This is a genomic window from Thioclava sp. F36-6 (assembly GCF_002020305.1).
Lineage (GTDB): Bacteria > Pseudomonadota > Alphaproteobacteria > Rhodobacterales > Rhodobacteraceae > Thioclava > Thioclava sediminum.
Genome location: NZ_MPZX01000001.1, coordinates 183,569 through 198,843, shown reverse-complemented (window position 1 = coordinate 198,843; position 15,275 = coordinate 183,569). Strand labels below are relative to the sequence as shown.

Sequence of the window (15,275 nt, the reverse complement as noted above, 5' to 3'; positions counted from 1 at the left end):
ACATTTTGTCAAAATTGATCGCCTTAGCAGGAGTCCAGATGACCAAGCCCGACCGTTTCGCCCCTTTCGAGGACAAGCTCGACCAGGATCGCGCGCTGCATCTGCTGCGTGAAGCGACCGCAGGGGCTGAGGATGGCGAGCTGTTTCTCGAACAGCGCCGGTCCGAGGCGCTGGTCTTCGATGACGGGCGCGTCAAGACCGCCTCTTACGATGCCTCCGAAGGATTCGGCCTGCGCGCAGTGAAGGGCGATGTGGCGGGCTATGCTCATTCGACCGAGATTTCCGAAGCCGCGCTGAAGCGGGCGACAGAGACGGCGCGACTGGCCGTGGGCGATGGCGGCGGCACAATGGCGCCCCCGCCCAAGGGCACGAACCTGCATCTTTATAGTGATACCGATCCCGTCTCGGACACGCCCTTCGCCGCGAAGATCGACATCCTGCGCGAGATCGACGCGTTCGCCCGCGACCTCGACCCGCGCGTCGTGCAGGTCTCGGCCTCGATGGCGGCGAGCCTGCAGGAGGTGTTCATCCTGCGCCCCGAGGGCGGGCTGGTTTCGGATATCCGCCCGATGGCGCGGATCAACATCTCGGTCATCGTGGAAGAGAACGGACGCCGCGAATCCGGCGGCCATGGCGGCGGCGGGCGGTTCGGCCTGTCGGGCCTGATTGAGCCCGCGCATTGGCAGCCGGTCGCGCGCGAGGCGCTGCGCATCGCGCTGGTGAACCTGCGCGCCGAACCCGCGCCTGCCGGCGTGATGGATGTGGTGCTTGGGCCGGGCTGGCCGGGCGTGCTACTGCACGAAGCGGTCGGCCACGGCCTCGAAGGCGACTTCAACCGCAAGAAATCTTCGGCCTTCGCTGGGCTGATGGGTCAGCAGGTGGCGGCGAAAGGCGTCACTGTGCTCGATGACGGCACGATCCCCGACCGGCGCGGTTCGATCACGATCGACGACGAGGGCACGCCCTCGGGCAAGAACGTGCTGATCGAGGATGGCGTGCTGGTGGGCTACATGCAGGACCGCCAGAACGCGCGCCTGATGGGCGTGGAGGCCACCGGCAACGGACGGCGCGAGAGCTTTGCCCATGCCCCGATGCCGCGGATGACCAACACCTACATGCTGGGCGGCGATGCCGATCCGGGCGAGATTCTCGCCGATTTGAAGGACGGCATCTATGCAGTCGGCTTCGGCGGCGGTCAGGTCGACATCACCAACGGCAAGTTCGTCTTCAACTGCACCGAAGCTTACCGCGTGAAGAACGGTGTCGTCGGCGCGCCGGTGCGGGGTGCGACCCTGATCGGCGACGGGCCGACCGCGATGCAGCATATCCGCGCCATCGGCAACGACCTCGCGCTGGATCCCGGCATCGGCAATTGCGGCAAGGCGGGCCAATGGGTGCCGGTGGGCGTCGGCCAGCCGACCCTGATGATCGGCGGCCTGACCGTGGGCGGCTCTGCTGCATAAGCCGCATAAAGGGAATCGTAGCAGGCGCAGGGCAGACGGGCCGGGAAGACCGACCCGGCTTCCCAATGCTGCAAATCGGTAGCGTCGAAAATCTGCAACCAAAACGTGAAAAATTTATCCCAAACGCGTTACGACACGGGTTTTGGTAACGAGTTATTAAGACTAACGCGGCAGAAAGGGTGGGCGATTGAGGCGGAGGGCCGGATGGAAACAGATTTGTTTTCTTACCCCACCCCCTTCACCCCACCCACCACGGAAGAAGATGAACTGCCGGTTCTTCGCCTCATTCGTTCCCGACGTGTCGGGCCTACAACCTTCCACAGATTGATCGGCGAACATGGTTCTGCTGCGGCAGCGCTCGCGGCTCTGCCCGAAGTGGCCCGCGCGGCGGGCGTCGCCGATTACACCCCCTGCCCCGAGAAACAGGCCCGCGCCGAGATCAAGGCGGGCAAGGCGGCGGGCGCGCAACTGCTGATCCATGGCGGGCCGGGATATCCCGCAGCGCTCGCCGAGATCGACGACGCGCCCCCCGTGCTCTGGGCGCTTGGCCAGCAGGAGTTGCTCACCCGCCCGATGATCGCACTGGTCGGCGCGCGCAATGCCTCTTCGCTGGGGCTGCGCATGGCGAAGCGGTTGAGCGAAGGTCTCGGAGAGGCGGGCATCTGCGTGGTCTCCGGACTGGCGCGCGGGATCGACGCCGCCGCCCATGAGGCCGCCCTGCCCACGGGGACAATCGCGGTGCAGGCGGGCGGCATCGATGTGATCTATCCGCAGGAGAATACGGCGCTTGCCCGGCAAATGGCCGAGACCGGGCTGCGGCTGACCGAAGCTCCGCCCGGCACCCAGCCGCAGGCGCGCCACTTCCCTGCGCGCAACCGGACCATCTCGGGGCTCAGCGCAGGCGTCGTCGTGGTCGAGGCGGCGCTGAAATCGGGCAGCCTGATCACAGCGAGCGACGCGCTCGATCAGGGGCGGGAGGTCATGGCCGTGCCGGGCCATCCGATGGACGGGCGCGCAGGCGGTTGCAATGCGCTGATCCGCGACGGAGCGACACTGGTGCGCGGGTCCGAGGATGTGCTGGCGGCGCTGAACGCCCGCGCGGCGCCACCCGAACCGCGCCCTGCGCCGCCCCCTCCGCCAACGCGCCGCGCCGTGAAAAGCGGGGATCTCGGCGCGAAGATCCTCGAACGGCTCGGCCCCTCCCCCACCGCCGAGGATCAGGTGATCCGCGATCTCGACGTGGCTGCGGCGGCCTTCTCGCAAGCCCTCACTGCGCTCGAAATCGAAGGCCGGATAGAGCGGCATCGGGGCGGCCTAATCAGTCGTCCGCTCTAAGGGGGAAGGGATTACCTCAGGGTCAGGACGCATTGACAATTCGCCCCAAACGCCCACATGTTCCGCGCCCAGACCCTTTTTGCACTGAATAGTGAGGACCTTATGGCTGTTGTTGTCGTCGAATCCCCTGCCAAGGCCAAGACGATCAACAAGTATCTAGGGTCGGACTACACCGTTCTCGCCTCTTTCGGTCACGTCCGCGATCTGCCTCCGAAAGACGGCTCGGTCGATCCCGAGCACGATTTCGAGATGAAATGGGAAGTCGCGAGCGACTCGAAAAAGCACATCAAGGCGATCACCGATGCGCTGAAAGACGACGACACGCTGATCCTCGCAACTGACCCCGATCGCGAAGGCGAAGCGATCTCGTGGCACCTGCAGGAAGCGCTGGAGAAGAAGCTCAAAGGCAAGAACGTCTCCCGCGTCACCTTCAACGCGATCACCAAAACCGCGATCCTCGAGGCGATGAAGCATCCGCGTGATGTCGATGCCCCGCTGGTCGAGGCCTATCTGGCCCGCCGCGCGCTCGACTACCTCGTGGGTTTCAACCTCTCGCCGGTCCTGTGGCGCAAGCTGCCCGGTGCGAAATCGGCGGGCCGCGTGCAATCGGTCTGCCTGCGTCTCATCGTCGAGCGCGAGATGGAAATCGAAGCCTTCAAGCCGCGCGAATACTGGACGGTGAAGGTGGTCCTGACGACGCCGCGCGGTCAGGAATACGAGGCGCGCCTGTCGGTTCTGGGCGGCAAGAAGCTCGAGAAATACGACCTCGAGAACGAGACCGCGGCCGAGATGGCAGTGCAGGCGATCACGTCGCGCGATCTCAGCGTGACCTCGGTCGAGGCGAAACCCGCCAACCGCAACCCCTACCCGCCCTTCATGACCTCGACGCTCCAGCAGGAAGCCAGCCGCAAGTTCGGCTTCGGCGCGCGGGCGACGATGTCGGCGGCGCAGCGTCTCTATGAAGCGGGTCACATCACCTATATGCGGACCGACGGCATCGACATGGCCCCCGAGGCCGTGATGCAGGCCCGCGATGCGATCAAGGACAAGTTCGGCGACAGCTACGTCCCGAAATCTCCGCGCATGTACAAGAACAAGGCGAAGAACGCGCAGGAAGCGCACGAATGTATCCGCCCGACGGATATGTCGAAATCGCCCGACAAGCTGAAGCTCTCCGACGATCAGTGGAAGCTGTATGACCTGATCTGGAAGCGCACGATCGCGTCGCAGATGGAAGCGGCCCGGTTCGAGCGCACGACCGTTCTCGTCGGCTCCGGCGACGAACAGGTCGAGCTGCGCGCGACCGGCTCCGTCGTCGTGTTCGACGGCTTCCTGAAAGTCTACGATCAGGGCCGCGACGATGACGAGGGCGAGGACAGCAACCGCCTGCCGCAGATCCATGAGGGCGAAGAGGCCAAGAAGGGCGACATCACGCCCGAGCAGCACTTCACCCAACCGCCGCCGCGCTACACCGAGGCGACGCTGGTCAAGCGGATGGAAGAACTCGGCATCGGGCGCCCGTCCACCTATGCCTCGATCGTCACGACGATTCAGGATCGCGGCTATGTGCGCAAGGACAAGAACCGCCTTCTGCCCGAGGATACCGGGCGGCTCGTGACGGCCTTCCTGTCGAATTACTTCAAGCGCTACGTCGAATACGATTTCACCGCCGATCTGGAAGACCAGCTCGACGATATCTCGGCGGGCGATCGCGACTATAAGGAAGTGCTCAAGCGCTTCTGGCGCGATTTCTCGGCGGCTCTGGAAGAGACGTCGGAGCTGCGCATCTCGGAAGTGCTCGACAAGATCGACGAGGTTCTCAGCCCTCATCTCTATCCGCCGCGGCCCGACGGGTCCGACCCGCGCATCTGCCCGCTTTGCGGCAGTGGCAAGCTGCACCTGAAAACCGCGCGCTCCGGCGGGGCCTTCATCGGCTGCGGCAACTATCCGGAATGCCGCTTTACCCGGCCTCTGTCGGCGCCCGATGGCGATGACGAAGTGCAGGCGCTCGACGGCAAGGTGCTCGGCTACGACGAGGATCAGGCGATCACGCTGCGCGTCGGTCGTTTCGGGCCCTATGTCCAGAAGGGCGAGCCGACCGAGGATGTGCCCAAACCGCCGCGTGCTTCGCTGCCCAAGGGCTGGAAGCCCGAAGAGATCGACCTCGAGAAAGCGCTGCTGCTCTTGAGCCTGCCGCGCGAGATCGGCCCGCACCCGGAAGATGGCGAGCTGGTCGAAGCCGGGATCGGGCGCTACGGGCCCTACGTCAAGAAGGGCCGAATCTACGCGAACCTGCCCGAGGTCGACGAGGTCTTCACCATCGGCATGAACCGCGCCGTGGAAGTGATCGCCCAGAAGGCTGCCAAAGGCGGGCGCGGCGCTGCCGCGAAGCCGCTCAAGGAGCTGGGCGAACACCCCGAGGGCGGCCCGATCGCGGTCATGCCGGGGCGCTACGGGCCTTACGTCAAATGGGGCAAGATCAACGCGACCCTGCCGAAAGAGCTGGAGCCGGAATCCGTCACGCTCGAAGACGCGCTTCCGCTGATCGAGGCGAAAGCGGCGAAGAAGGGCGGCACGAAGAAGAAAGCCGCGCCGAAGAAGACGGCCGCGAAAAAGCCCGCTGCAAAGAAACCGGCCGCCAAGAAGACCGCCACGAAGAAACCCGCGGCGAAAAGGACGGCTGCCAAGAAGACCGACGAGGAGTGAGGCGCCCGCGTCCCGCTTCCTCTTGGTAAAAATATCCCGGGGGAGCTCGCATCGCGAGCGGGGGCGGAGCCCCCTCTCTCTTAAGTCTTGTCGCCCTACGCCGACGGGGGCAGAGCCCCCTCCCCCGGTCTATTTACGCGTGAAGTTGATCCTAACACCCGCCTTCGCCGCATCGCAGCAATTGACTCCCCCCCGCCCCGGCGTCATCTTCACGCGCACATGAGCGGAGGATATCCATGAACAAGATTTACGGTTCCGCGGAAGAGGCCCTAGACGGGCTTCTTTTCGACGGAATGCTGATCGCGGCCGGGGGCTTCGGGCTTTGCGGCATCCCCGAAATGCTGATCGACGCGCTGGTCGAGAGCAAGGTCAAGGACATCACGGTCGCGTCGAACAACTGCGGCGTGGACGGGTTCGGCCTCGGCAAGCTGCTCGACACCAAGCAGATCAAGAAGATGATGTCGTCCTACGTGGGCGAGAATGCCGAATTCATGCGCCAGTATCTGAGCGGCGAGCTCGAGCTGGAATTCAACCCGCAGGGCACGCTGGCAGAGCGCATGCGCGCCGCCGGTCACGGCATCCCCGGCTTCTACACCAAGACCGGCTACGGCACGCAGATCGCCGAGGGTAAAGAGGTCAAGGTGTTCAACGGCGAGCACTACATCCTCGAAGAGGGCATCTTCGCCGACGTCTCCATCGTGAAGGCGTGGAAAGCCGACGAGACCGGCAATGCGATCTTCCGCAAGACCGCGCGCAACTTCAATCCGCCGGCGGCGATGTGTGGCAAGGTCTGCGTGATGGAAGTCGAAGAGATCGTGCCCGTGGGCTCGCTCGACCCCGACTGCATCCACCTGCCCGGCATCTACGTGCACCGCCTGATCCAGGGCGAGCACGAAAAGCGCATCGAAAAAGTCACCACCCGCGAAAAGAAGGAGGCCTGACCCATGGCATGGGATAGAAATCAGATGGCCGCCCGCGCGGCGCAGGAGCTTGAAGACGGCACCTATGTGAACCTCGGCATCGGCATCCCGACGCTGGTCCCGAACTTCATTCCCGAGGGCGTGCACGTCACGCTGCAATCGGAGAACGGCATGCTGGGCATGGGCCCCTTCCCCTATGAGGGCGAAGAGGATCCCGACCTGATCAACGCCGGCAAGCAGACCATCACCGAACTGCCCAACACGGTCTATTTCGACAGCTCGATGAGCTTCGGCATGATCCGCGGCGGCAAGATCGCGATGGCGATCCTCGGCGCGATGGAAGTGGCCGAGAATGGCGATCTGGCGAACTGGATGATCCCGGGCAAGCTGGTGAAGGGCATGGGCGGCGCGATGGACCTCGTGGCGGGCGTGAAGCGCGTCATCGTCGTGATGGACCACACCAACAAGCATGGCGACAGCAAGCTTCTGAAGGAATGCACCCTGCCGCTGACCGGCACCGGCGTCGTCAACCGCATCATCACCAATCTCGGTGTGCTCGATGTGGTCGAGGGCGGGCTGAAGATCGTCGAGTGCGCCGAGGGCGTCACCGAAGACGAGATCCGCGAAGCGACCGAGGCGACGATCGTCAACTGATAGGCTAGAGACGAAGAGAGCGGCCCTCAGGGGCCGCTCTTTGCCATTTGGGTGACCTGGAAGACGCAGCCGTCGCTCACCAGCTGCGGGCGCGTCGCACAGAGCCCCCGCGCCACGTTCCACGCCGCCAACACCTTCGGCACGTAGTCACGCGTCTCCGCATAGGGCGGCACACCGTCATTCTTCTTCACCGCGTTCTCGCCCGCGTTATAGGCGGCGATGACCATCAGCGGATCGCGGTCGAATTCCTTCATCAGCCAGTCGAGATAGCTCACCCCGCCTGCGATGTTCTGCGCGGGGTTCTTGCTGTCTGCGACGTCGAACCGCTCGGCCGTGGCCGGTATCAGCTGCATCAGTCCCACGGCCCCCGCATGGCTTTGCGCGTCGAAGCGCCCGCCGGATTCCACCGAGATCATCGCCAGCACCAGCGCGGGCGAAACTTCGGTTCCGATGGTGGAGCGCAGGATATCGGTGCCATGGGCGCGCGCGATCTTCGCCAGATCATTGAGCCGCGGCTCGCGCACACGTGTGCCCTTCGGCCCTTGCGACAGCGCTGAGATCGCCTGATCGAACCGCCCCGCCCGCTCTCCAAGGCGCGGCGAGACCTTGTTCCAATACCACGCGTAATGCGCAGGCGCGCGCGGCGTGGGCGTAGCGGCCGGTGCATCGCCCGTCGCGCCGTCCTCTTTGGCAGGGGCTGTTTCCGGCTCCCAAGGCTGCTTGGCCATCGCGGCAAGCTGGCGCTTCTGCTCCTCGGGATCGATCTGGATCGTGATGAAGCGCTTGGTGCCCGGCGCAGGCGGCTTGACGGTCTTGGGCTTCACGCTCTTGAAGACGGGGGCTGCAGGCTCGGCCCCCACGGGCGCGACCACGGCCACCATCGCACTGCAGAGAATCCCTGCGAAAACCTTGCGCATCTGCGCCACCTGCTCACTGCCTCACGCGGCTCTCGAGGGCCGCTTTCGCCCGACTATCCCTGAAAACCCGGAAAAATTCCAGAAAATCCGCCGTTTTCGGGCCGACGAATCGTGGTTTGGCGGCCGAAACTCGGACGCAAAATGCAAATCTCACAAAAAGTCAGATTTTTGTTTCTTTAATTAACAATGACTTAGCGACTTCGTCAGGCAGGATTTTCATTTTCGCGAAATCGCCTGCGATGCGCCCAAATCGCGCCACGTTCCGGGGGCCATATGTCCCCATACCGCGAGACGGAAACCGGCACGGACGCCAACCGAGACCGCGGGGCAGAGACAAACCTTAGGAGAGACACCATGATGAAGTTTTTCAAAATCAAGAAGTTCCACGACGAAGAAGACGGCGCTGTGACCGTTGACTGGGTTGTGCTGACCGCTGCTGTCGTCGGCCTCGGCGCTGCTGCACTGGCCCTGGTCCGCACCCAGACCGCTGGTCTGTCGGGCAAGATTGCTGAGTACCTCGACGGCGCGGAAGTCACCCAGTCGTTCGACGGTAGCGAAGTGTCCAGCGGCATGGCGGATGGCTTCCTGCCGACCACCACCACGACCGACTCGACCGGCGGCTAATCGCCAGACTTGAGATTGACGTTACGGGCCGCCTTCGAGCGGCCCGTTGCATTTCGAAAGAGCCCAATGCTTCGGGGGCGCGCGGGTGCGTTGCTGACGCGTTCGTGAAAAATCCCTCCGGCCGCCGCAATTCGGACATGACGTTTGGGTACCCATTTGAACGCAACGCTCTTAGCACGCAGAGAGGGGATTACATGAGCAACCGGTTTTGGAAATTAAAGCCCATGCTGCGCGACGAAGACGGCGCGGTCACGATCGACTGGGTCGTGCTGACATCGTCTCTCGTTGCCCTGGGCTTCATGGCGACTGCATTGATTTGGCAGGAGACCGCCGGCGCATCCGGCAAAATCTCGAAATTCATCGACGAGCAAGAGGTCGTCCCGGCCTTCGCGGTTGAAGAACTCAGCGACGGCTAGACCGGCTAATTCCACGCCGAGACCGTTCATACGACAACGTTTCGCCATTTTTCTCTGCAATTAAACGACTCTCGTCGCGGTATTGTCGCCGTTCAGAAAACAGAAGGATGAACCAATGCGACTGATCTTTGTTCTCTTCCTTGTCGCAGGCGTCGGCCTCGCGGGAGTGGCAGTCATGATGGCGCGGGGGCAAATTGCACAGTTTCAAGCCGAACGCGATCAGCTGGCCGCGCTTCAAAAAGACGCGCCGAAACTTGCCGATGTAGTCGTGGTCCGCAAGCCGCTGAGATACGGCGAGCAATTCGGACCGAAGGATCTGGCCGTGATCAAGATGCAGGCCAATGCGGTCCCGCAAAATGCCTTCACCGTCATCGCGGCAAAGGAAGGCACGCCGGAAGCAGCACGTGCCGCGTTCTTCGAAGGTGACACCCGCGAACGGGCTTCGATGCGCGCACTGACACCCGGCGAAGTGCTCCTGGCCTCGCGCGTGACGCAACCCGGTCAGAATGCCGGTATCATGGCGAGCCTTCCTGACGGACGCCGCGCCTTTACGATCCAGGTGTCCTCGACCTCGGCTGTCTCGGGCTTTCTGCGCCCGGGCGATCTGGTCGATGTCTATTGGTCCGGTCAGATCGGCAATGAACCGGTGACCAAGCTGATCGACCGCAACCTTAAACTGATCGCGATCGATCAGAGCACCGATCCTGACCGCACGAAAGCCACCCAAATCGCCCGCTCGGTCACCGCCGAAGTCAGCCCCGAGCAGGTCGCGGCCCTGACACTCGCTCAGAACACCGGGCGCCTGACCCTCTCGCTCGTCGGCCTCGACAACAGCGCACAGCTTGGCCAGATCGAAATCAACCGTGACGAGCTGCTTGGTATCCAGAAGCAAGAGGCCAAGAAGGTAGAAAAAGCGCAGGTCTGCACGATCAAGACCCGCAAGGGCACGGAAGTCATCGAGACGCCGATCCCCTGCACCAACTAAATAAATGACAAATATCAGTCATTTGTGCGGGGTCCTACGGGGCCCCGCTTTCACATGTGACCGTTTATCCACATCAAGAACGGCGCTCAATCCATTGATTCTTGCAAAAAAACGGGTCTTGGCGCATTCTCCTTTGCAATAACGGACCAAAACAGTCCCTAAGCAGACAAAAGATTTGCGAGTGGCGTGATCGGAGAGGCAGGGTCACAGATGAAATTGAAAACCTTAATGCAGGCCTGCCTATGCGGCATGGCGCTGAGCGTCGCGGTAATGAGCCCGGCGCAAGCAGACACGTTGCGGATTCTGTCCGGGGCAACTCAGGCTCCGCTGACGGTTCCGTTGAACCGCGCGGTGGTCGTGGAAAGCGACACGCCGTTTTCGGAGCTCTCGATCGCCAATCCCGGCATCGCGGACATCCAGACCCTTTCGGATCGCTCGATCTACGTGTTGGGCAAGGTGCCGGGCCGGACGACGCTGACGATCCTTGGTGCCGACGGCAAGCTGGTGTCGAATGTCGACGTTCAGGTGACCCCGGACCTCGCGGAGTTCAAGGAACGCCTCAAACAGATCCTGCCCGGCGAGAACATCCAGGTGCGCACTGCGAATGACGGGATCGTCCTTTCGGGCACGGTCTCCTCGGCGCAGAAACTCAGCCGCGCGCTGGAACTGGCCAATCGCTACGCGCCGGACCGGGTGTCGAACCTGATGATGGTTGGCGGCACGCAGCAGGTGATGCTGAAAGTGCGCTTCGCAGAGATGCAGCGCTCGGTCGCCAAAAGCCTCAGCTCCTCAATCAATGCAAGCGTTGGGCCGAACGGAACCTTGGGCGCGGGTGCGGGCTTCGGAGGCACGAGGACCACCACCGCAACCGCACCCGCGCAGACCTACGACAACGGGATCGGCATTGGCATCGGCCGCGGCACGTTCCAGTTGGGTGTTCTCATCCAAGCGCTGGAAAACAAAGGCGTGGTGCGCACCCTCGCGGAACCGAACCTGACGGCGCTTTCCGGCCAGTCCGCAGACTTCCTCGCCGGTGGCGAATATCCGATCCCGGTGCTCAACAATGGCGATGTCTCGATCCAGTACAAACCCTTCGGCGTCGAGATGTCCTTTACGCCGCGCGTGGTGGACGGTGACGTGATCAACCTCGAAATCGCCGCCTCGGTCTCCTCGATCGACACGGCGAACGGCTATACGAGCGGTACGTTCAACGTCAGCGCCTTCAAGAAACGCTCGACCTCGACCACGGTCGAGATGCGCGACGGCGAAAGCTTCGCGATCGCGGGCCTCCTTCAGGACGACTTCAACGATTCCGTGGGCCAGATCCCGTGGCTCGGCGATGTTCCGGTGCTCGGCGCGCTGTTCCGCTCGACCGAATTCGAACGCAAGCAATCCGAACTGGTGATCATCGTGACGCCGCATCTTGTCTCGCCCGTCAAGGGTGACACGCTGGCGCTGCCGACGGATCGCCTGAAGCCGCCAACCGAGTCCGAGCTGTTCCTCAACGGCAGAACCTCGGGCGGCAAAGCGCCGCAAAAAGGCCCTGCCGCGGAAGTCGCCAAGCAGGACTTCTCCGGCTCCTATGGCTATGTGATGGAGTGAGCGAGATGGCTGGAAACATGAAACTACGCACTCTCGCGATCACCGTCGGCACCATGGCTGTGCTGGCTGGCTGTTCGGAAGGCACCAAGACCTTCAACTCGGAGGTCGGCTCGACCACGGAAGGGTCGCTGGGCTTCGGCTCCGCCATCGCGCAGAATCAGGCGATGATGAGCGGCAGCCAAAGCTACGTCATCAACATGACGCGCAAATTCGCCGCTGACGTGCCCAACACGGTGCATTTCGCCTTTAACTCTTCGGTGCTCGATGCGCAGGCGCGCAATGCGCTGCTGATGCAGGCAAACTGGATCCGGCAGAACCCGGAAGTGCGCTTCCGCGTCTACGGACACACCGACCTCGTCGGCTCCAACGCTTACAACAAGGCTCTGGGGCTGCGGCGCGCGCGGGCCGTGGTGAATTTCCTCGTCGCGCAGGGCATCTCCCGCTCGCGGCTCGAGGCGCTCGTGTCCTACGGCGAAACGCATCCGCTGGTCTACACGCAGGCTCCGAACGAACAGAATCGCCGCACCGTCACCGAGGTCTCGGGTTTCGTGACCAAGGGCAAACCGATGCTGCTCGACGGCAAGTACGCGGCGGTGATCTATCGCGACTACATCGCCTCGGCGAGCGCCGGGGGCGAAGGCAACTAAGGCTCTGGATTCACCTATTTGTCTCGCTGCGGCGAGACGACACAGTACCGAACGGCGGGCGCTTTCAACAAAGCCCGCCGTTTTTCTTTATCGTCTCTCTTTATCCCACAATTGAAACAGTCTGGCCCCAATGTCGCCCAGATTGGAAACGAGATTGATCCTCGACGGAATAGGCGCGTCCAGCGAGTCGCGTCCGGTCTGCGGCGTAGCAACAGAGTTAACCGAACCCCGCCGCGGGTCACGAAAAAGAGGACAGAGGCAATGACTGCAGCAGCTATCATGACTTCGGAGCCGGCCCCGATTCAGGCGTGCACCGTGTCACGCGATGTGTCGAATTTCGACCTGTTGATCGAGGATATGGAGACCGAGCTTGGTGAAAGCTGGGGCGACCTTACCTTTGACGAAGCGGCAATCTTCCTGAGCCAACCCGATGCGGAACAGCTCGAGTTCATCGCGATTGCCGTGGATGGCGAAGACGAGGATGAGCTGACCAAGATCTCCGGCATCATCACCGAGGCGAAGGACCGTAATATTCGCGTCATCCTGATCGCCGACGAGGTCAGCCCGATCGCGCTGCATCAGCTGCTGCGCCTCGGGGCCGATGATTTCGTCCCCTACCCGCTTCCCGAAGGCGCGCTCCATGACGCGATCGAGCGTCTGGGCCAAGCCGCGCCTCCACCCGAGATGTCGACCCCCATGCACGCCCCGACCTTCGCGGCGACCGGCAACCATGATGGTGTCGTTCTTCCGGTCCACGGCCTGTCCGGCGGTGTCGGCGCGAGCACCTTCGCGATGAACCTCGCCTGGGAAATGGCGACGATCCACGACGGCAAAAAGAAGAAGAAAGCGCCGTCGACCTCGCCGAAGGTCTGCCTGCTCGATCTCGACCTGCAATTCGGCGCTGCGGCGACCTATCTCGACCTGCCGCGTCGCGAGGTGATCTACGAGATGCTCGCCGATACCGAGCATATGGATAAGGAAACCTTCCGGCAGGCGATGCTCAGCTTCAACGACAAGCTCGATGTGCTGACCGCGCCGACCGACATGCTGCCGCTCGATCTGCTGAGCGGCGAGGATCTGGAGCGCCTGATCGACATGGCGCGCGCGCATTACGATTTCGTCGTGATCGACATGCCCTCGACCGTGGTCAGCTGGACCGAGACAGTGCTGAACAAGGCGCATCTCTACTTCGCGCTGATCGAGCTGGACATGCGCTCGGCCCAGAACGTGCTGCGGATGCAGCGTGCTCTGAAATCCGAAGGGCTGCCGACCGAGAAGCTGCGCTACGTGCTCAACCGCGCACCGAAATTCACCGATCTCAACGGCAAGGCGCGCGTGAAGCGACTGGCTGAGAGCCTCGATATCTCGCTCGAACTGCTGATGAGCGATGGCGGCAAGCAGATCACGCAGGCCAACGACCACGGGCTTCCGCTGGCGCTCTCTGCGCCGAAAGTGCCGCTGCGCAAGGAATTCCAGAAGCTTGCCGGCTCGCTGGTGGAGCTGAACGAAGCCGTCGAAGCGGCCGCCTGACCCGAAAGGACACGTCCAGATGTTTTCGCGCTACAAGAAAGACGGGGCAAAGCCCACCAACGGCAAGGCCGCCCCCCCGCCGCCCGCGCCCGGTGCCGCCAAGCCGCCGCCGATCGACGCTGCGCCGAAGACGCAGGTGCATCGCAAGATGGCGCCTCAGAAGGTCGCCGCCGACCCGGTGGCCGTCGACAAGGAAAAGAAGCGCAAGCAGCGCCTTCAGGAACTCAAGGTGGAGCTGCACAAGCGGCTACTGGAGAACCTGAACCTCGCCGCGCTCGAGCACGCCTCGGAACGCGAGCTGCGCGCGGAGATCGCCGACATCACCGCCGAGGCGATGACCGAGCTTTCGGTCGCGCTGAACGCGCAGGACCGCCAGGCGCTGCAGCAGGAGCTTTACGACGAGGTCATGGGCCTCGGCCCGCTCGAGCCACTGCTCAAGGACGAGACCGTCAACGATATTCTGGTCAACGGCCCGCAGCAGATCTTCATCGAACGCGACGGCAAACTCGAACTGAGCGACATCACCTTCAAGGATGAACGCCACCTGCTGCGCATCATCGACAAGATCGTGTCGGCCGTGGGTCGTCGTGTCGATGAATCCAACCCTTACGTGGACGCCCGTCTTGCCGATGGCTCGCGTTTCAACGCGATGGTACCGCCGATCGCGGTGGACGGCTCGCTCGTCTCCATTCGTAAATTCAAGAAGGACAAGCTCGGGATCGACGATCTCGTCAATTACGGTGCCTTCACCGAGGAAATGGCGGCCTATCTGCAAGCCGCGGTCGCGACGCGTCTCAACGTGATCGTCTCAGGCGGGACGGGTTCGGGTAAGACGACGACGCTCAACGCGCTGTCGTCCTTCATCGACAACGCCGAGCGCATTCTGACGATCGAGGACACGGCCGAACTCCAGCTGCAACAGACTCATGTGGGCCGAATGGAAAGCCGTCCGCCGAACGTCGAAGGCAAGGGCGCGGTCACTCAGCGCGACTGTCTCAGGAACGCGCTGCGCATGCGTCCCGACCGTATCATCGTCGGCGAAACGCGCGGCGAGGAAGTCATCGACATGTTGCAGGCCATGAACACCGGTCACGACGGGTCGATGACCACGATCCACGCGAACTCCGCCCGTGACGGCGTGGCGCGTCTGGAGAACATGATCTCGATGTCGGGCATCGAGATGCCGATGAAAGCGATGCGCAGTCAGATCGCGTCGGCTGTGAACCTGATTGTGCAGGCCTCGCGTCTGCAGGATGGCTCGCGCCGCATGGTCTCGGTGACGGAAGTCACCGGCATGGAAGGCGACGTGATCTCGATGCAGGAAGTCTTCCGCTACGAGCGTCTCGGCCTCGCCCCCGACGGCAAGATCATCGGGCGCTTCACCGCGACCGGCGTGCGCTCGCATTATTCCGATCGGTTCCGGCAATGGGGCTACGACCTGCCGGCTTCGATCTACGAACCCGTGCAGGACTAAGG

General features: G+C 63.0%; 13 protein-coding genes. 12 read left to right on the top strand and 1 reads right to left on the bottom strand.

Translation table 11 applies throughout. The features are described from left to right. Positions 1-38: 38 nt before the first annotated feature. The 5 genes from tldD to BMI88_RS00945 all read left to right on the top strand — a co-directional run bounded on the left by tldD (position 39) and on the right by BMI88_RS00945 (position 7,078). Positions 39-1,463 (top strand): metalloprotease TldD, encoded by a 1,425-nt coding sequence (gene tldD / locus BMI88_RS00965; RefSeq protein WP_078540231.1) that lies wholly within the window; start codon positions 39-41, stop codon positions 1,461-1,463. A 204-nt stretch (positions 1,464-1,667) separates the two neighbouring features. Then, complete coding sequence (gene dprA, locus BMI88_RS00960; protein WP_078545242.1) at positions 1,668-2,798, top strand: DNA-processing protein DprA; 1,131 nt, start codon at positions 1,668-1,670, stop codon at positions 2,796-2,798. Positions 2,799-2,900: 102 nt separating this feature from the next. Then, the gene (topA, locus tag BMI88_RS00955) at positions 2,901-5,504 is read left to right on the top strand and encodes a type I DNA topoisomerase (protein WP_078545240.1); all 2,604 of its coding nucleotides are present in this window, start codon (positions 2,901-2,903) and stop codon (positions 5,502-5,504) included. A 236-nt stretch (positions 5,505-5,740) separates the two neighbouring features. After that, positions 5,741-6,445 (top strand): CoA transferase subunit A, encoded by a 705-nt coding sequence (locus tag BMI88_RS00950; protein ID WP_078521876.1) that lies wholly within the window; start codon positions 5,741-5,743, stop codon positions 6,443-6,445. 3 nt (positions 6,446-6,448) lie between these two features. Then, positions 6,449-7,078 (top strand): CoA transferase subunit B, encoded by a 630-nt coding sequence (locus BMI88_RS00945; protein ID WP_078521878.1) that lies wholly within the window; start codon positions 6,449-6,451, stop codon positions 7,076-7,078. A gap of 26 nt (positions 7,079-7,104) precedes the next feature. On the opposite strand, the gene BMI88_RS00940 is transcribed toward BMI88_RS00945, so the two are convergent. Then, positions 7,105-7,995: a lytic transglycosylase domain-containing protein gene (locus BMI88_RS00940; protein WP_078545238.1), complete on the bottom strand. Its 891-nt coding sequence runs from the start codon at positions 7,993-7,995 to the stop codon at positions 7,105-7,107. 354 nt (positions 7,996-8,349) lie between these two features. Between BMI88_RS00940 and BMI88_RS00935 the strand changes: the two genes are divergently transcribed. The 7 genes from BMI88_RS00935 to BMI88_RS00905 all read left to right on the top strand — a co-directional run bounded on the left by BMI88_RS00935 (position 8,350) and on the right by BMI88_RS00905 (position 15,273). After that, positions 8,350-8,619 (top strand): hypothetical protein, encoded by a 270-nt coding sequence (locus BMI88_RS00935; protein ID WP_078545236.1) that lies wholly within the window; start codon positions 8,350-8,352, stop codon positions 8,617-8,619. Between the two features lie 194 nt (positions 8,620-8,813). Further along, on the top strand, positions 8,814-9,035 hold the full coding sequence (locus tag BMI88_RS00930) for a hypothetical protein (protein ID WP_143595147.1): 222 nt from the start codon (positions 8,814-8,816) through the stop codon (positions 9,033-9,035). Positions 9,036-9,150: 115 nt separating this feature from the next. Next, positions 9,151-10,020 (top strand): Flp pilus assembly protein CpaB, encoded by an 870-nt coding sequence (gene cpaB, locus BMI88_RS00925; protein ID WP_078545232.1) that lies wholly within the window; start codon positions 9,151-9,153, stop codon positions 10,018-10,020. A gap of 210 nt (positions 10,021-10,230) precedes the next feature. Then, entirely contained in the window at positions 10,231-11,622 is a 1,392-nt protein-coding gene (locus BMI88_RS00920) for a type II and III secretion system protein family protein (RefSeq protein WP_078545230.1), read from the top strand. Positions 11,623-11,639: 17 nt separating this feature from the next. Beyond that, positions 11,640-12,269 (top strand): OmpA family protein, encoded by a 630-nt coding sequence (locus BMI88_RS00915; RefSeq protein WP_078545228.1) that lies wholly within the window; start codon positions 11,640-11,642, stop codon positions 12,267-12,269. A gap of 261 nt (positions 12,270-12,530) precedes the next feature. Continuing rightward, positions 12,531-13,799: an AAA family ATPase gene (locus BMI88_RS00910; RefSeq protein WP_078521890.1), complete on the top strand. Its 1,269-nt coding sequence runs from the start codon at positions 12,531-12,533 to the stop codon at positions 13,797-13,799. Between the two features lie 19 nt (positions 13,800-13,818). Then, positions 13,819-15,273, top strand: coding sequence for a CpaF family protein (locus BMI88_RS00905; protein ID WP_078540238.1), 1,455 nt, complete (start codon positions 13,819-13,821; stop codon positions 15,271-15,273). Positions 15,274-15,275: the final 2 nt, after the last annotated feature.